Genomic DNA, 18,159 nt, shown 5'->3' on the forward strand with positions numbered 1-18,159 from the left:
TCCAGCCCGAGCTTGGCCGCCACTTCCGTGTTCTGACCACCTTCCGCACAGGTCAGGACGATCCGGGCTCTCAGAGCCAGCGCCTGCGCCGTCTTCCGCCGCATCGTCAACGACGTCAGTTCGGCCCGCTCATCATCGCTCAATATCAGGGGGGCAAGTTGCTGGACAGCCATTGGAGACTCCGTCGCCGTTTGCCTCCATCCTTGGCACAGCGACGCGAATCTACTGCGAATCTATGATTGCGAACTTGTGACTCGGGACACTAGAAGCTCGAAAACACGACGGGTTGTTGCTCATCCAGGCACAGACGGCTCAGCGTGTTGACCTCTCGCGGTTGCCGCCATTGAATTGCCTATTGGGCGCACGGGGGCGGATGGTATGTCGCAAGCCTTGCCCGCGATGCCATGGTAGGCGATCCCTCAAGAAAACGCGGCGAAGCTAGCCGAACTTGTCTTCGGATCGGCGAGTACCGAGGCCGCAGTGGCCGATTCCAGGTGCGGCTCTTTGATCCTGAGAAGCCCGGCAGCGCATGGTTCGGTTCGGGCTCTTCGCGCGCTGAGGCGTTGCCTGGCGGGCGGATTGGTTTTCGCTCACGCAGGAAGCGATCGAGATTCATCTAAGCCTGTTGGATCACCGTCAGTTACCCGCCACGCAAGTGAGCAAATCGATATCGGCGCCGGCGTCTCCTTGATGAGTCGCCGGCCCTGTTCGCTACGCTCTTCAAATCGGGCAACGTACGAAACGTACCTTACATCGTCGGTACGACACGTACCCTTATGGCACGATTAGAACACGCTTGCGGGGCGCGTGCATGAATTTGTTCGTTACGTACAGAGTTTGTGCGCCAATAACAAATGCAATCTGTCAACGTAAGAACGCGAGCGGCGGAATCATCCGCACGGCGACGCCGGCTGGTTCAATCTATCAGTTAGCGTTCACGGAAGGCCCTGCAGTTCGGGAAGCGTCAGGGTGAGGCCGAAGTGGTTGGTCTCTATCGTAGGTGGTTGAGCGGCCACTTTGAGGTGGAACAATCTGGAGAAAGTTGATGAACATGTTGAAGAGCCTTTTGCGCGGTTCGGCGGTTGGTCTGATCGCCGTTGGCGGAGCACATGCGGCCGATCTTCCCGTGAAGGCCAAAGCGGTCGAATACGTGAAGATCTGCTCCCTGTACGGTGCCGGATTCTACTACATGCCGGGCACTGACACCTGCATCAAGTTCGGCGGCTACGTCCGCGCCGACACGACGGTTGGCGCAGGCGACTACTCGTTCAGGCAAGGCGCGCCCCAGGGTGCGAATAACCGTCTGACCAACTACTGGTTCAGCCGCGCTCGCATGGACTTCACCGTCGATACCCGCACCGCGACCGAGTACGGCGTGGTTCGCACCTACGCCGATATGGTCTTCACCTGGACGACTGGCACCTACACCGGCAGCAACCCGTCAGCTTACACGGGCGACGGCATCGGCGGCGGCACGCTCGGCCTCTACCATGCGTTCATCCAGTTCGCTGGCTTCACGTTCGGTCGCACGGTCTCAATCTTCGACGCCCCGTGGCAGAGCTATCCGGCTGGTGGTCCTGACACCATTCCGGGCGGCAGCAATAACGTCACCGGCGTGAACCAGGTCGCTTATACGGCTGACTTCGGCCAGGGCATCACCGGTTCGGTGGCGTTGCAGGATGCGACTGTGCAGAGCCAGTCGAACCTCTGGAACCTGTCGGGTGCGACTGCTGCCAACATGATCCAGGGCGTCTACGGCAACAACGATTGGGGCGGAACGCGTGCTCCCGACGTCATCGGTGCGGTGCGCGTTGACCAGGCTTGGGGTCTGGCTCAGTTCTCGGTTGCCGCGCATGACCTGCATGCGGCTTACTACGGCGCGACAGAGCCGACCGGTCACCCCGGCGACAAGTGGGGCTGGGCGGTTCAGGGTTCGTTGTCGATCAAGAATGTCCCGACTGGGCCTGGCGATTCGATCAACTTGCAGGCCGTCTACACGGATGGTGCGAGTCGCTACAACTTCCAGAGCTTATTCCCGCAAACCTTCTTTATGTACAGCGGTACTGGCCTGGCTGGAGCCTACCAGAGCCTCGGGATCGCCGGCATTGCTGACGGCGTGTTCGTGAGTGGCAGCGGCATCGAGACCGTCAAGACTTGGGGCTTCCGTGGTGGCTACACCCACAACTGGAACCCGAACTGGGCAAGCGCCATCTACGGTGGTTACGGCGCTGTGCAGTACGGTTTCGGTGGCAAGGTCGCGATCTGCGCCAACGCAATTGCGTTGCTCGCTTTGACTGGGGCCTGCAACCCGGACTTCAACTTCGCTGTGATCGGTGTCAATACCGTGTGGACCCCGGTGAAGAACCTGGCCTTCACGGCGGACGTCAACTGGAGCCATCTCGACCAGAAGTACTCGGGTACGTTCACTTCACCGGGGGTGGCCTCGATTGCCAAGCCGGCGGCCGTGTACGAAGCGAAGGACCAGAACTCGGTCAGCATGCTGCTTCGCGCTCAGCGCAATTTCTAAGTCTCCGTCAATCTAGCAGAAGGAGAAAGAAAGCAACTTCATAGATCTAAGTTTGACCTCCAAGTAAGGCCTCCGATATGCCCATCGGAGGCCTTTTTACTATTTAAGTCAGAATCTGCCCCGCGATGATTACTTTTGCTGCTTGAGCATCGTTAGGCTGCACGGGCGAGACCAAGTTCAGATCGATGCGGGTGAACGGATCGTCGGCCGTAAGCTTCTGCGACCAGGCCGCAAACGTCCTTGCAGCGGACGCGCCTGCGCTGGAGCATGATATTTTTACACCAAACGTAACCTGAGTTGAAGTAGTTGGTGCACTCCTCTTTGGAGAAGAGATCGAGGGAGTTCACCGGCCTTTCGCCAGGCTGCCTCCACCTCACGAGGCTCTGCAGTTCGCAAGAGGTGCTTGAGTTTGGCGAAGACCTGCTCGATCGGATTGAGGTCAGGGCTATGGGGCGGCAGGATGATCCGGTGGACCCCTCTGGCGCGGATGGCTTGGCGAGCCGCTTTGCCCGTGTGGCTGGCACGATTGTCGAGGATGACGATCTCGCCCGGTGCGAGGGCGGATGCCAAACCATCGATCACGCAAGGCGCGCCGATCCGATCGTGACAGCGCCGCGATGAAGGTCATGGCTTTCCAATGACCAAAAGTGCAGACGCTAGAAGGCACCGCCCACAGGGCCCCCAGCCGCGCAGCGGTGCCATATTGGCTTTGATCCACGTCTCGTCGAGAAAACCAATCGCGCGACGTCGATCGTGCCTTGATGTGCTTTCCAGCGGGTACGCTTACGGCCGACGTCGGGGCGATCCTGCTCGGTCGGTAGAAGCGTTCTTTTTGAAGCTCAGCCCCTCGGTGTGAACAAAAGTCAACACCGCCCGCAAGTCTGTCCTGATGCCGCGTGCAGCCAGCTCCTGTGTCAGCTTGGGCAAGGTGGCAGGCGAGTAGCTCTTCTGTGGACACCTTCCGCGACATCGGAGCCGATCATTTCGTCGACCGCGGACCAATTGCACTCCTCAGCGTGGAAGAAAGCGTACGGCTCATCAGCAATAGCACCGATGATCATTGGCCACTTCGAAACGCTCGTGCTGGGGGTGCCGCTGCGGCTACGCGAGAATTTGGATGGCTAGGTGATCCTGCTCACTATGGCGCGACAATCAGGATGAGAACGCGTACTGCCGCATCTAGCGATGTTCCCGATAGACCTGTTGTTGCCTCATCTATTTTGCTCCCTACCCAGGAGACCGAAGGAAGGCGGTCGCACTACTGGTGGGCATTTCGAGCGTGCCGATGTCGCGCTCGGTCCTCGACCGAGCGCTTGCAAAGCCAACAGACCGGTGATCGGGCGTGGTCAAGGCCGCCAGCCGCCGAAGGCGGTGGCGCAACGCGCCAGCCTTGAGCACGGTCGATCACCGGTCTACTTTACACCGTCGTTCCTTCATCCAGCAGCGGCGGGCTTTCCGGTGATGGATCGATCACGTCGGTTTGTGCTGCGTTTTCTCGGGAGCTAAACAACAGTGCGCTTGCTTGCTCGCTGCGCCACGATTTGAGCTATACAATCTGGATGGGAACTTCCATCCTGATTGCCGCGCGGCATTGAGACGACGTTGAAGAGTTCGGAGTACTTTGCTTGGGTAGACCCCGGGGCATTCTGCCTGAAGCTTGCAAAGGAGTTCGCTGCCGGTTCGCCACGGCTCGGCCTCGAACCATTCGCGCAGTTGTGGCGTAGCCTTGACGAGCGGATCAGGGCGTCGTCGCTCACGCTTCGGCTTCGCAATTGGTCTGTCGGTCGGGCGGACCGCTCCTTCTTTCCACGCGATTCGCAAGCTCGATAAAAACTGTTCGATCGTTGGCGCCGCAGTTGGATGGCTTGCTGGGGCGGCGTCGGTGAGACTGGCTAACTTCTCCTGCACGGCGAGCGGCGAAGATGCCGATTCGGTGTACAGGGCTTTGCTCGTGAAGGCATACGAACTTAGGTCACGTGATCAACAATGAGGAGCGAAGAGCAAATTTTGCCGAAAGGCGGAAAGCCCTAGCGGAATGAAAGATAGGTGAAGAAGCGAGAGGGCGAGTAACGCCATATCGAATGACAAGAGCACCCGTAAGAAGAGCCCATCGGACGCCCCACAGAAGTTGGCAGAATGGCTAAGCCTCATTGCGCCTGCTGCGAGTAGCGCGGCTGACATCACAGGGCAAAAGCCGACGCATTGCTCAGTTGAACGATCAGCACTGCCGGCACCACCGCTGCCGGTCTTCGCAACATCTACGTCGCAGTCCATAGTGCGATCAGCCGCGTCTCCGTCGAGGTGATCTGGCAGATCAGCCCAAAGCGCTGTCACGCCGGAATGGCCAGCTCGAGGTGCCAGAATAAGTTCGCTGAAGAAAAGAGGAGACCTGTGGTCGTATCGTCCGCTGGATTGCAATGGGATTTCAGCATCTGATCTCTCACTTGTCTTCCTGCCTCGATGCTAGGGGAGGGCTCCTGCGTTGAAAGATGAGCTCCGCATTGCGCAGATCTTCGACACTGTCGATTCCGCACCACCTGAGATCTTCACACTGGGCTGCACCAAGCTGCAGACCTCGTTTTTCAATGAGAAAGGCGACAAGCTCGTCAGTGTAGGCTCGTATGGCTCCCGACGTGACAATATCGTCTAGCGCTGGGACGATCGTTGTTTTGAGAGTCGATGCCGAAAATCGAAGCAGGTTCATCGTCTTAAAAGCCCTTCGGCCATCCGTAACGATGCCTGTCGCAGTTTTGCCCATGCAGAAGCTCGATATGAGGCCGCTATCCGACAACAAAACGGCCGCCCCTTCCGTCAGCTCGCCAAGGGGAGCTACTGCGGCCACATCGGGTACTTCGCTGGCCATCAAATAGCGCAATGCATCCTGTTCGAAGAAGACATCCCCATCTAAAACAAGGCAGTCCCCAGCGAGCAGCACGTCACGTGCCAGCCACAGAGAAAAGGCGCTTCCGGTGCAGTCGAATACCGACGACTCGAGATAGTTGATTTTGAGCTTGCCAAAGCGCCTTCCGCAGGCATATTGAATGGCGTCCTTGCGGTAACCGACCACGATGGTCACCTCTCCGATACCAACCGCATCCAGGTTTCGTAAGGCGTTATGAATGATCGGCGTGCCATTGACCTCCACCAGCGGCTTTGGGCAGAAATCGGTCAGCGGCCGTAGCCGCGAGCCCAAGCCAGCGGCGAGAATGACTGCGCTGTTTGGGACTTTGGGGGTCATTTTATTCCCTTTCGTCGTCGAATGATTTCCGGCCGCCGTTCCCTGGCGTTGAGGACTGTTGCCAAATGCCTCTGGCCTCGGCTGTTTGGCCGGCTTTCTGGGAAAGGACAAACGTCCGCGGGCTCCGATGCCGTGACCGATGTGGCCTCTTGATCGGAGGTCCCGCTCCCGGAGGGTAGGTGTCGCGCGTGGACGACGCAGGCGAGCCGCATCCCGCCGCAACCACGAGGGCGGGGCTCGGAAAACGCAGCTCTAATCATATCGGCACTCGTAAAACCAAGCTTAGTTCCACTCGTTCAGACTTGCGGTCAGGCGCCGCAAGCCCTTGCCGAGCAGTTCAAGATCGATGCCGTAGGAGAGCCGGAGGCCAGAGAGGTCACCAAAGGCTGTGCCCGAAACTGTTGCCACACCAGCATTCATCAGCAGCGCATCAGCGATGTCATCGGGGTTGAATTCGCATCCGCTGGCCGTGGGACGCCGCTGGAGCCCGCTGAGATCGAGGTAGAAAAACAATCCGCCTTGGGCAGAAGGCGGGGACACCAATTTCAGGTTTGAAAGAATCGAGAGCCCGAGCGCTCGCGCCTTCTCCATGTGGCGCTGCAATTGCTGTTGGAAGATGCCGTCGCCGAATTTAAGATGATGCAGTAGTGCATGCTGCGCAATGACATTGGGGTTCGATGTTGTATGGCTTTGTAGCGCCTTAACCGCGCCGACAATGGTTTTGGGGCCAGCTAGATAGCCAATCCGCCAACCGGTCAGGGCCAACGACTTCGAAAAGGAATTGACGATCAATGTGCGATCGCGTGCCTGGGGCGCCACCGATAGGATCGAATGATGCGTATGTGGGGGGTGAGCGAAAGCCCCGTAGCATTCGTCGAAGATGATCCAGAGTTTCCGTTCCGTCGCGAGTTCGGCAATGCCGCCAAGGGTGGCGCGGTCGTAGACCGTGCCTGTCGGATTGTTTGGCGTGTTGACCACGATCGCCTTGGTCCTTGAAGTAACGGCGGCGGCGAGATCTATAGGCCTCGGCACGTAATTGTTGTGCCGACTCTCAACAAAGATCGGCCTGCCGCCGGCAATAATGATCTGTGCTGGGAAAGTCGTCCAGTATGGGGCGGGGATCAGTACTTCGTCGCCAGGATTCAGAAGGGCCAGGGCCGCATTGAAGAGCGCCTGCTTGGCGCCGCTCGTCACAGCGATTTCGTCTGCTGACCATGGCTGAGCCGTCTCGGCGGAAACCTTGCAAGCAAGCGCGCGGCGCAGCTCCAGCAGCCCGATCGGGTCGGTATAGCGGTTGAGGTTGCCGCTGATCGCTGCGATCGCGCCCTCGCGCACCGTTGGGGCGAGTTCGCTCCAGATCTCTTCTGCGGTCAGATCGATAATGTCCTCGCCGCGCTCAGTACCCGCCTTTGCGGCGGTCCTGGTCGCAGTGCGGCCCCACAATTTGACCAAAGCTGTCCGGTGCGCCAACACGAGCGCTCTCCCTCAAAATTTATGGGATTGTTGTTGGGTGGCCGGAGTCTGTTGGACTTGAGCAAAGAAACTCCCCGGTACTGAACAAAAGCACACAGCAGAGCTCCTGCCTAATCGTTTTCTGGACGCCAAATGAATTCGGTGCGTTTTCTCAGTGCCTAGCCGTCGAGCAATGCGATGAGACGGGAGCGCAAGCCGTCGCGGAATAGGGGCTGGTCGTGCCAATCAATAATATCTCCACGAATAGGGGCTGCGTTGGAGATTTCAGTGGTAGGTGACGATGATAAGGACTGGTGCATGGCGTTAATCCGTCAAAAGTTCATGAGTCCGTAGCGCATGAGGACCTACTATTTTTTGTCATTAGGCTGAAGATATCGCGCTTCTGCACGGACGAGTTCATCGTACCCCAATAGGTTGAAAACCTCGTCGAGCGTCGCAATATGAGGTTCGATACTCGCGATGCCTTCCCTGGCCATGATGCGACCGCAGACCCTGCGCATGGCAACTATTGCAGCTCGCATGGAGTGGTTGGCCCAGATGACCGTGGAGATGCGCGCATCGCGATATGCAGAGACCGGCGTTTGATAGTATTTTGTTGGGATGATCACGATGGGCAGTCGGTTCTGCCAAGCACCCGCAAACTCAAGGATCTCCTCCGCTGTGCTCTTTCGCGAGTGAATGAGAATCGCGTCGGCTCCCGCATCCGCGTAAGCGTGAGCACGCGAAACCGCTTCCTCCATTGGGTGACCGGCAATCAGCGCTTCTATCCGCGCCACGAGAACCAAGTCTTTCCCAACTGTATCCCTGACGGCCCGCAGACGGCCCGAGAATTCGTCGATGTCAGCTATGGCGTGTCGCTCGCCAACGAACGAGTTCATTTTTGGAAAACAGCTGTCCTGCAGCGCCAGACCGGCCGCACCACGTTGGCGGAGTTTGCGCGCGAGGAGACGCGCATTGTTGAAATTGCCGAAACCGCTATCACCGTCAACGAGCACCGGCAGCTCGGTCGAGTCGACTATGCGTTCGACGACGTCGACGAGTTGGCTCCATGATGCCTCGTTGGCATCGCGGTAGCCGAGAGAGGAGGCAATTGATAGGCCTGAAGCCCACAAACCTTTGAAACCCGCGCGCTGAGCGATTGCTCCCGAAAGCCCATCATGGGCTTCCATGAGAAAGGAAAGGTCGTCGTTGGAGCAAATCTGAGGTCGAAGTATATCGGCAGGCAGCGCTTTCACGCCTCGATCGGGCCCGACTTCGCGAACAGATCTATGTTGCATGCCGAATTTCCTGAGGCCGGATCTGCGCCCCTTGATCAAGTATTGATTGGCACGTCTCTGCTATCTCGATCAATCGCTAACGTTAGTAGTTGACTGGAGCGCAAAGCTCCGCATGGCGGCAACCGAGGGCATAGAATTTCCGGATTCGCGCCGGTCGGCGAGAACTATATTGCGAGATCCGAACTGGGTCGGCAATGCATGCTTCGTTCGGCGCATCGGTAAAGAGCTTCGGTCGCTCGTGTGGTCGTGCAGCCCCAAGCTGCGCGCGTTCAGCCGTTTTCTACGACCAGGAAATCGTATGCGCGCTATATCAGGAGATTCCTTGGTCTACATCGAGGGATGTCGTTACTGGTGCAAACGGTGCTGTCGCAATTCCGACATATGTCGCCGTGCGTCAAATCGGTTAAGACCCGTTCTCTTAAACTGCTTGTCTTGACGGCTGAGTTTCCCGAGGGGCGCGACTGGTACGACACTTGCTGTGCTCGTTTCCGTCCCTTGCAAGGTTCTTGGAGAAGCGGATGCTCAGTGTCATCTTCATCAATCTGGTTCCGGAGCTGGCCCTAACCGCCGTGCAGGTTCTCGCCAATGTCAGCAGGCGTCAGGGCGGTGACCGGTATCAGCCGGTTCGATCGGCTCGCGCTGAAGGGAACGGGGGGCCTGGGCGAATAGCTCGACGGCAACCGCAGCGTTCTCACAATAGGCACAGCAAACGGAGCGCATTCCTTATCCAAACTCGGGTCCTTTGGATCCGCGACCGCCAGGCGCTTCAAAGATCACGTCGGCGACGCCGAGTTCGGCCCGCTGCCGGTCACGTATGCGTTGGCAGTCGCGATACGCAAGAATCAATTGCCGATCGAGACCGGACGAACTCATCTTCGCTCCCAAGCGCATCGATGGTGACGTCAAGCAGCTGGAGCCCGGCACCAACAGGCCGATGTGAGCACTGCGGCTCAGGTGCCCGCCCAAGGCCGGAACTCTGGGTATCGCCCCATGGGCGATCGAGCAATTGGCTGACCTCTGTTTGGCGTAGCGGGGAGACCGCCAAGGCTATTCAGTCTAGCACGAAGTTTCGGCGCAGGCGTTTCCCGCGCGATCCCCCATCATTTGGGCGCGCGCCGAAGCAGTTTGGAGACCGCCGCACGGTCCGGCGGAAACACGCCGGCGTTCCGATTTTTTCCATATCGGCAGCGTGTGCATGTCCTACCGGCGCTGACGGCCCCTTTCGACCCGTAGCTATCGCCGCACCCGTGCGACTGCCTTGCGAGCTGGCGCATGTCAGGAATGCAACGAACCTCCGTCTGAAACAGACTGGTTCGAACGGCGCGCAACGGTCTTCCGGCTCGATCGCGTGAGGCGCCATATGAATCTCTTCAGCTTCGTCGAATGCGCGAATCGAACGCAATCTCTCAAAGCCCTGTTTGATCTGCTTGTGAGCTGTGCGAGCGAAGAGGGGTTCACTGAGATCGCTTACGGAGCACTCACTTTCGCGGAGCCGCTTCGTCTACCGGGGTGTCCACCGCCTCTGGTAGCTATGAAGGTTCCCCCCGAGTGGTGCCAGCGCTACTTGGAACGCAAGTACTACACCGTCGATCCGGTGGTCCGGCGGACACCGATGTTTGCGGGGCCATTTCTATGGGACGAGCTCGCCAAAGAACATCAACTGCAGGCATGTGAACAACGTGTACTACGAGAGGCCAGAGAGGCAGGCCTGAAGAATGGTGTCGGCGTGCCATTGTTTGGGCCATCAGGGCGAATATCTGTGATATCATTCGCCTCCCGTTTTGATGATGCCGATCCTCAGAGGAATGTGAAGCATCTCAACGTGCTGGCTTGGCACTTCCATATTGCGTTTGCGGAGATCGCGAGGCCCTCGGACAGTGGCTCGAACAGAAAAGTGAGCCTATCGGAGCGCGAAAAGGATTGCCTGCGATGGGTCGCGGTGGGCAAATCGTCCTGGGAAATCGGGAAGATACTGAACGTGAGCGAGAATACGGTGAACTTCCATGTGAAGAACGCAATAAGAAAGCTCGGCACAGCGAACCGGACCCATGGTCTTGTAAAGGCGATTCGTCTTGGGCTCATTGAATTTTCAGAGCCTGCGTTGGCAACGCCGTTGGTGGCCTAACGGTGTAGCCTCCGCTCGATAGAAACGTGACCACAAACGTCGCAAGCTGATTTGCGGAAGAAGCGAGCCGCGCGCCGGTATGGCCTCAAAAGGCTGGCCTGGTTGACATGGATTCCCCGACATCTACTTCCTTGTGACCTTGACCGATGGATGCTGCTACTCAATAGGCCGTCGTCAGCTGACCAGCTGTGCCCGCGCCGCTAGCTAGCGCGCTCGACACCACTTAGTAAAAGATATGCTTTGGCACGGTCTTTTCCTTAACGTTTCGCGCACAGGAGCGACAGCGATGTGCTTATGATACAGATTGTTAGGTATTCCAGACTTGCGAAGGAGCCGCGCTTCTGCAGAACACTGAAGCCCTAGAAAAGCCTTACACCTTGCCGCGTTGCTGCCGAACTACGCGTCAGCATGTCCCAGTACTGGGAGGTAGCGGGTAAGCTTTGGCGAGCGCGACTTGGTGCAAAGTATCTGCACAAACAGCAATGTCTGCCGATGCACGTCTAGCTATTGTCGTCATCAGGTGTAAACAATGCGCGTAGGCGAGGTGGGACTTCGCTGAAGCTGCGCTGGTTGATGATGCGGAGAATTGATGATCGCGAGCTCGATCCAATTTTCGAGGCAATCAGCGTCGCTAACGTGCTCCTCACTCTAATTGGGCGCGGGCGGATAATCCAGGTCTCACACATCCCACTTTGCGGATCGTCTTTGGAGAGGTGGTGCAGGCGTGTCTCGCTGGCATAATGGAAACGTCGTCTGCTGTGTGCCATGATTGCCGAAAGCCAAAGCATCGGCGCCATCAAGGTCGCAAAAGCCGCACGTCGCAACGTGTTATTTGCTGTAAGGCGCTGGATTAACGAAGCCGAAGCTTTTGCACAGACCGCCGGTGACACACTCGAGCGTAGTTGTGGGGCGGTTTACACTATGGCGCCTTGCGCACTCGCTGTGCCTCAGCACATCCAGCAGGTCGACATATCCCTGAAGTTTCAGAACGGACATAAGGACGTTAAAGCGGGCACTTTTCAGAAAATAGAGGCACCTAAGTGATCTTGCGCTCTTGAACTATGAAGAAAGAGCCCCGGCTGCGGCCGGGGCTCTCGATCGCGTTTGGAGGTGAGGAGATCGCTATTTGAGAGCTACGGGCCAGCCAAACTTGTAGTTGACTCGCGCGGTCACGAGATCGAAATCCTGGCGGATACGATCGTTCCCAAACGAGCCACCACCGGCAGCGGTGAAGTTCACGTCGCTAGTCGGCATGAACACATGGTCATACTCAAGACCAGCTGACCAGTTCGGCGTCAAGTTGACCTCGAATCCGGCACCAACGACGCCCCCCCAACGTGTCGTGTCCGCGCTCCCAAGCTGCGTGCCTGAAGCAACGGCGTCGACCTGATAGCTGCTGCTCACGATCGCGGTGCCGCCTTTGGCGTAAAGCAGGACGTTGCTGATCGCATACCCGATCTGGCCAGTGATCAAGCCGAACGAGTCGATCTTTGTCTGGTTCCTGTTGGTCGGAAAAGCAGTGCTGACATTGGAGCCGTTGAAATCGGCCCAGTTGCCCTGGCCTTCGACGCCAAGCACTGTCTGGCCGATCTGCCAGCGATAGCCGATCTGCCCGCCCACCGTGCCGCCGCTTGCGTCGTGGGAGCCCTCAGGCGTCGTGCCTGCAAAATCCCAGGAGTTATGGCTCGAACCCCAACCGCCGTTGACGCCAGCATAGAAGCCGCTCCAGTCGTAGAGTGCGAGCGCGACCGGTGGCGGTGGCGCCTTGGTGTAGACGGGCTGTGCGGTGAGATCCGCGGCGAATGCAGGCGCCGCAGCGGTGAGTGCGACGATGCTCGCAGTCGTAAGCAACAAGTTCTTCATTTCGAGCTTCATTTCCTTTAGTGGCCCCCGGCCGTTCGCGTCATAACAGCGCCGACGCGAATTGCTGTAACTGCAGCGCAACATTCGCTCTCAAAGAATCGGCTTGATCCTGACGCTGCGTAAGGTTGTACGCTTGAACGTCCCTAACAACGCACGCATCGAATTGCATCAGATGCGTGCGGTAATTCCGACTGGAGTAGGTGGCTGTACGTCGAAGCTCGTTGATGAAGGATGGTCACCCGCATGCTTGATGACAAAAAATGGAGTGCGACACGATTGCACTTAGACACGCAACGACAACAAATGTGCTTTCCTCGAAGCTGTCGTGTCCATCAGCGAGAATAAGCGGCGCAGGGATGCCGCGCTGGATGGCGATCGGTCCGTGGAGAGTGGCGCGCTATATTCTCACGGGTTCGACGGCACCGAGACGGGCGCGCTGAAACAATTCGCTACACTGAACCGGACTTGCTCGGCGATGCTTTGCCGAACGCGTAGCAGCGAACGTCAGAATGCCTAAGGAGCGCTGCGTCTTCGGTCGGACATAGCGGTGCCTGAGTTGGATCGTGGGCTGCTCGCAAGTCTCCTAGGATGACTGGGAGTCTGGCAATGCACCGTTTTGGTGGCGAGTTCCTGTTCTCTATCTGATCCCTATCAGCCGACTTTGCGCCACGGGATGAGCATGCCGGCTTGTCTTTTGTATTGGCGGTACTGCTCCCCGAATAGTTGGAGAAGATCCCGCTCTTCGAAGAAGATCCCGACAAAGATGTAGGCGGTGGTCACGGCCGCAAACAGTAAATGCCCGATTGTCATGACCGGCGCGGCCCAGAACGCGATGATAAAGCCGAGATAGATGGGATGTCGCACGAATTTGTAGTACAGGGGCTTTTTGAACTGCGGCGCCGGTATGCCGCGACCGCTGAGATTGGCGGTGACGTGACGCATTCCAAACAATTCGAAATGATCGATAAGGAAAGTGCTGGAGAACACAGTCGCCCAGCCGACAAATGATAGCGTCGCGATCATCACGAATACGTCGGGGTCCTCGACCTGCCAAACAACCGCCGGAAGCGGCCTCCACTGCCAGAATAATAACATGAGGCAAAGGCTAGCCAAGAGCACGTAAGTACTTCGTTCAATGCAGGTCGGCACATATCGTGTCCAACAGTTCTTGAACCCCTTGCGTGCCATGCCGGTGTGCTGGATAGCAAACAGAGCCATCAACAACGTGTTTATGGAGAGCGCATCGATAACCGACGCCTCCGGCCCCGTGTCAATCGTCTTCGGCACGCCTATGCCGCTTACGAAGCCGACAGCGTAGACAATCGTAAAGAGAAACACCGCGTAAGCGAATAAGCCGTAGAGGAAAGCGATCAATCGCAACAATCGTGTCTGGGAAGCTGCTTGTCTTGTGGAGTTCACCTTAAGCATGGATCGACTCCGCTTTCGGGCAGCGGCTCGCTCAAGGCCGTGGGGTGCTGAAGGATCAGGAAAAACATCCGATCAAAGCCTCATGGTCCTGCACATATGGTGGAGATACAGCCGATATGCGGCGCTGACGAAATACTCGATGATCGTCATCATCAGCAAAGAGCCGTCGACCGTCTGCACCGCGTGAGCAATGCGGACTAAGGGAAAGCCTGGGTTGACGAGCCTCAAAGCGATATGACAACGAGCAGGTCTCATCGTGAACTCCTGGCGCAGTTCGCTGCCCGCAACATTGGTTGCGGAGCTTTCATCCTCATCCCAGCAAAAGGCGTGCCGATCGCGGAATTGGGGGTGCATCTTGCATGACTGGAGAACACCCGTGCTATCCGCTGCCAAATGGGGATAATGCTGAGGCTTTTGGGATTTTTGACATGGCGTAGTCACCGGACATGGCTCGCATGACGGGCCCCTATGTGATGCCAGCCACTCCTCGCGCCGCTTGCGCGAGACTTGACGATGATGTGCCTTGCGACTTGGTGCCGTCATTCCGGGATACCGCTTCAGAACCCGACGCGCCGGTGGCTCGAACGTGGGATGTCCTGGCATCCAGCACCTCGATTGGTCATCGCGGTTTCTACGGCCAGTTGCCGTGTCAGGGCGCCAGCTTTTCGTTTCTCTCATCGCGGTCGATTACGCGCGCAGGATGGCGCTGCGGCCGACCCTTGCCGAGAATTGGGAGCGGATCGATGGTCAGTCGCTGCGGCTGTCCGTTTTTGGGACGGAAGGCTGCTGATGCCAGAAGAAGTCGCTATCAAACTCGGTCCCGATCAAATGTTGAGGTCCTGACGTAACGGAATCGACGGATGCGCGGCAGTTGCTCGATCAGCTCGACCAGGCCGAGGTCGTGGACCCCTGCGCCGCGATCGTACACGCCAAGGGCCCCCGACGCTCTTGAAACTGGCTTATCGGCGCTCCGGCTGCGGCAATTGCGTGTCTCATAGCCACTGAACGAGCGGCTGATCGTCGCATTCGAGCGCAAGGGGTGCAAAGCCCGCCGCGCCTCCGTAAGGATGCCCCCCGTCATCCGTTTACACGAAGCGGCGATCCGAACAGCTTCTTAGCCTGCTATCCGCTCTTAATGCGCAGAGGATCCATCTCCTCAGGCGGGGCCAGCCCCGGGCCACCGGCAATTGCAGTGCTGCTTGTTCGAAACAATGAACTTGAAGTGACTGGCGCGTCAGGTTGTAGGCTGCAAACCACATGATGCTGGCGTATCGAAAGCGCAGTGACAAGACTGGAGAGAACTGTGTCTGAAGCAAGCTCGGCAGAGGTAAGCGGTGGGAAGCCAACGCTCTCCGCTCCTGATGATGATCCATATCTCTGGCTGGAAGAGATAGAGGGACCTCGGGCGCTCGACTTTGTTGAGCAGCAGAATGGCAAAACTCTGCAGGTGTTCGGCGGAGCGACATTCATCCAGGATCGCGACGAACTGGCTTCGATCTATGACCGAGCGGACAATATACCCTATGTCAGCCGGCACGACGACCATCTCTACAATCTTTGGAAAGATGCCGATAATCCGCGGGGCCTCTGGCGTCGGACGACTTTAGAAGAATTTCGAAAGTCGAAGCCGTCATGGGAGGTTTTAATCGATGTGGATCGGCTCGCGGCCATGGAAGGCGAGGACTGGCTTGTAAGCTGGACCGCCATGCTGCCTGGTAGCTCACAAGTGATACTCGCTCTGTCACGGGGCGGCAGCGATGCAGTGACGCTGCGAGAGTTTAACCTGACTGCGAAGAGTTTTGTGCCTGATGGTTTTGTGCTTGGGGAAGCGAAGAGTAGTGCCGCTTGGGTCGATCAGGATACACTTCTATTGTCCAGTGCTTATGGCGAGGGCATGGCGACATTGTCGGGCTATGCTAGGACCGTCCGATTGTGGCGCCGCGGTGACCCCATTGAACAAGCGGCCGTGGTGTTTGAGACGACCGCCGATCACATTGGTGTCAGCTGCAGGATCGATCGAACCGGCCAAGAGAAACGCGTCTGGTTCACCGATCAGCTGAATTTCTTCAATTCCCACACATGGCTTGGAACCGAGTCAGGGGCGTACATCAAGCTCGACCTTCCTACCGATATCTGGCTGCAGCCGCATCAGGATTGGCTGGCGGTGAAGCTCCGCTCGGCCGCGACAATCGATCGAGTAATCTACCCGACAGATACCCTGATCGGCATATCGTTGAGCGCCTTTCTCGCTGGGAAGCGTAACTTCGCGGTGCTGTTTCTGGCAAGCCCGCGGCGAGCACTGCAGGGATTCTTCTGGTCGGGCGGTAAGCTTGTCCTCTCCATCCTAGACGAGCTGCGGCCGGTCTTCGAGAGTTGCACGCCATATACTACGACTTGGAGCCGCGAGCCGCTGAGCATGCTTCCCGATATGGGCCTCGTTGATGTCTCGCCGCTCGACCGCGATCCATCCGAGAGCAACGGCGACCTGCTTGTGAGGATCCAGGATCCGCTCACGCCCCCGTTACTGATGCTTTTGGACCAAGGCGTAGCAAGTCCAGCGGTGCTTAAGGAAGCTCCAAAGACCTTTAGCGCCGATGGTCTGGTGGTCACCCAGCATGAAGCGATCTCGGTCGATGGCGAGCGCATTCCCTATGTGCAGACCGGGCCGAAACGGGAGACGGGCGGTGCGCCCGTCCATATGAGCGGTTATGGCGGGTTCGGCATCTCAGTGAAGCCGTACTACAATTCCGCGCTCGGCAAGCTGTGGCTCGAGCGTGGGGGCACCACGGTTCAGGCACATTTGCGGGGCGGCGGCGAATTCGGCACGCGATGGCACGATGCTGGACGCCTCGCCGGCAAAAGGCTCTCCCATGATGATTTCGCAAGCGTTGCCGCCGACCTTGTCCGCCGCGGCGTCACACAGGCAAAGCGGATCGCGGCCGAGGGCGGATCGAACGGCGGCATTCTCATCAGCAATATGCTGGCGCGGTACCCTGAGCGTTTCGGCGCGCTGTTCTGTACCATTCCGCTGATCGACATGCGCCGCTACACGAGGCTGCTTGCAGGCGCGAGTTGGATCGCGGAATTTGGCGATCCCGACAAGGTCGAAGAATGGGAATGGCTCAAGACCTATTCCGCCTACCATATTGCCAAGCCCGGGCAAAACTACCCGCCGATCCTGATCGCCACGACGCGGCGGGACGATCGCGTCCATCCCGCACACGCTCGCAAGATGGTGGCCAAGCTCCAAGGGATGGGCTATGAGGCTTATCTCTACGAGCCGGACGCTGGCGGTCACGGCTATGGGCGGGACAACAAGGAACATGCCGGCTTTCAGGTGCTGGGCTTCCAATTCCTGAAAAGCAAGATTGGCTGGCTGGATGAGACGACCTGAGCGAGGTCCGCCCGTTCTTTCAAACACCAGTCTGAAATTGCTGGCCGGAGGTTTGGCGGCCTGGATCAGCGTGAGGTCGGAATCGGGCGCAGGCTCCTCAAGGTCAGTACTTTGCGAACGCTCGTTCGCCGTTGCGTTCGTGCACAATCAGTCTGTAACGCCCAGATTTCTGCTCACCATGACATATTCGCTTGGCCAAACCGCAAGCTTAGCTTCTATCTAGCGGCGAGCCGCCCTTAACCTTGGAAGAAAGTGAGGTTACCCGGTGGGTTCAGAGGGCCGTGCGTATACAACCCACGCCTGCTTGGCAGCTCCACTTCATCCCTGCTAGATGTGTGCACAGAATCCCAACGGAGTTGTTATGCCCAAGACGCTGAACAAGAAAATTGTACGTCGCGAGTACACAAAGACAGACGTAAAGGAACTGCGCGCACATTCGAGGGCGAAGACACCCGTTACGAAAATCGCAAAGCTTACAAAGCGAACGACCGGATCGCTGCGTCAAAAGGCGCGAAAGTTAGGCATCCCGCTCGGACACCGACGGTAGTGAGCGCGTCGCGCGGTAGAAACACCGCGCGGAAGCACCCGAGGTCAAGTACATTGCCGGGAGGAAGCTCAGCGCCATCTGAGTTTGGTGCATGCACTCACCGCGTCATCTACCGGCTGCGAGCTGAGGCCAGCTTGTGCGGAACGCAAGGTGCGCCGGGCAACCGTATGGCAACACGTTATGGCAACACGTTCGGCGGCTTGAAAAAGCCGCCGGGATACACCGGCCACATGATCGAGCCCGCATGTGTCACTGCGAAGCTACTTTATCGGACCTGCGCCGTGTCT

10 protein-coding genes and 2 pseudogenes are annotated in these 18,159 nt (G+C 58.0%); 4 read left to right on the plus strand and 8 right to left on the minus strand.

The genetic code is table 11. The features are described 5' to 3' along the window. Positions 1-1,045: 1,045 nt before the first annotated feature. Positions 1,046-2,527: a porin gene (locus QQL28_RS40635; RefSeq protein ID WP_284274708.1), complete on the plus strand. Its 1,482-nt coding sequence runs from the start codon at positions 1,046-1,048 to the stop codon at positions 2,525-2,527. Positions 2,528-2,814: 287 nt separating this feature from the next. On the opposite strand, the pseudogene QQL28_RS40640 reads toward QQL28_RS40635, so the two are convergent. The 5 genes and pseudogenes from QQL28_RS40640 to aepX all read right to left on the minus strand — a co-directional run. Beyond that, positions 2,815-3,457 (minus strand): annotated as a pseudogene (locus tag QQL28_RS40640) (transposase); the annotation flags it as partial. Positions 3,458-3,944: 487 nt separating this feature from the next. Next, positions 3,945-4,435 (minus strand): annotated as a pseudogene (locus QQL28_RS40645) (hypothetical protein); the annotation flags it as partial. Between the two features lie 532 nt (positions 4,436-4,967). Further along, positions 4,968-5,765 carry a phosphocholine cytidylyltransferase family protein gene (locus QQL28_RS40650; RefSeq protein ID WP_284274710.1) on the minus strand — a complete coding sequence of 266 codons (798 nt, stop codon included), beginning with the start codon at positions 5,763-5,765 and terminating at the stop codon, positions 4,968-4,970. A gap of 282 nt (positions 5,766-6,047) precedes the next feature. Next, the gene (locus QQL28_RS40655) at positions 6,048-7,238 is read right to left on the minus strand and encodes a pyridoxal phosphate-dependent aminotransferase (RefSeq protein WP_284274712.1); all 1,191 of its coding nucleotides are present in this window, start codon (positions 7,236-7,238) and stop codon (positions 6,048-6,050) included. A 347-nt stretch (positions 7,239-7,585) separates the two neighbouring features. Beyond that, positions 7,586-8,515: a phosphoenolpyruvate mutase gene (gene aepX, locus QQL28_RS40660; RefSeq protein WP_431309722.1), complete on the minus strand. Its 930-nt coding sequence runs from the start codon at positions 8,513-8,515 to the stop codon at positions 7,586-7,588. 1,360 nt (positions 8,516-9,875) lie between these two features. Here aepX and QQL28_RS40665 point away from each other — a divergent pair. Beyond that, positions 9,876-10,640: a helix-turn-helix transcriptional regulator gene (locus QQL28_RS40665; RefSeq protein WP_284274713.1), complete on the plus strand. Its 765-nt coding sequence runs from the start codon at positions 9,876-9,878 to the stop codon at positions 10,638-10,640. A gap of 765 nt (positions 10,641-11,405) precedes the next feature. After that, positions 11,406-11,684 carry a hypothetical protein gene (locus QQL28_RS40670; protein WP_284274714.1) on the plus strand — a complete coding sequence of 93 codons (279 nt, stop codon included), beginning with the start codon at positions 11,406-11,408 and terminating at the stop codon, positions 11,682-11,684. Between the two features lie 78 nt (positions 11,685-11,762). Here the strand turns inward: QQL28_RS40670 and QQL28_RS40675 are convergent, their stop codons facing one another. The 3 genes from QQL28_RS40675 to QQL28_RS40685 form a co-directional block, all read right to left on the minus strand. After that, positions 11,763-12,503, minus strand: coding sequence for an outer membrane protein (locus QQL28_RS40675; RefSeq protein ID WP_284274716.1), 741 nt, complete (start codon positions 12,501-12,503; stop codon positions 11,763-11,765). A gap of 651 nt (positions 12,504-13,154) precedes the next feature. Further along, positions 13,155-13,931, minus strand: a complete 777-nt coding sequence (mddA, locus tag QQL28_RS40680) for a methanethiol S-methyltransferase (RefSeq protein WP_284274719.1) — start codon at positions 13,929-13,931, stop codon at positions 13,155-13,157. A 72-nt stretch (positions 13,932-14,003) separates the two neighbouring features. After that, entirely contained in the window at positions 14,004-14,285 is a 282-nt protein-coding gene (locus tag QQL28_RS40685; protein WP_284274721.1) for a hypothetical protein, read from the minus strand. A 949-nt stretch (positions 14,286-15,234) separates the two neighbouring features. On the opposite strand from QQL28_RS40685, the gene QQL28_RS40690 reads away from it, so the two are divergent. Next, positions 15,235-17,325 carry a prolyl oligopeptidase family serine peptidase gene (locus QQL28_RS40690; protein ID WP_284274723.1) on the plus strand — a complete coding sequence of 697 codons (2,091 nt, stop codon included), beginning with the start codon at positions 15,235-15,237 and terminating at the stop codon, positions 17,323-17,325. Positions 17,326-18,159 lie beyond the last annotated feature (834 nt).

The sequence above is a fragment of the Bradyrhizobium iriomotense genome (assembly GCF_030160715.1).
GTDB lineage: Bacteria > Pseudomonadota > Alphaproteobacteria > Rhizobiales > Xanthobacteraceae > Bradyrhizobium > Bradyrhizobium iriomotense.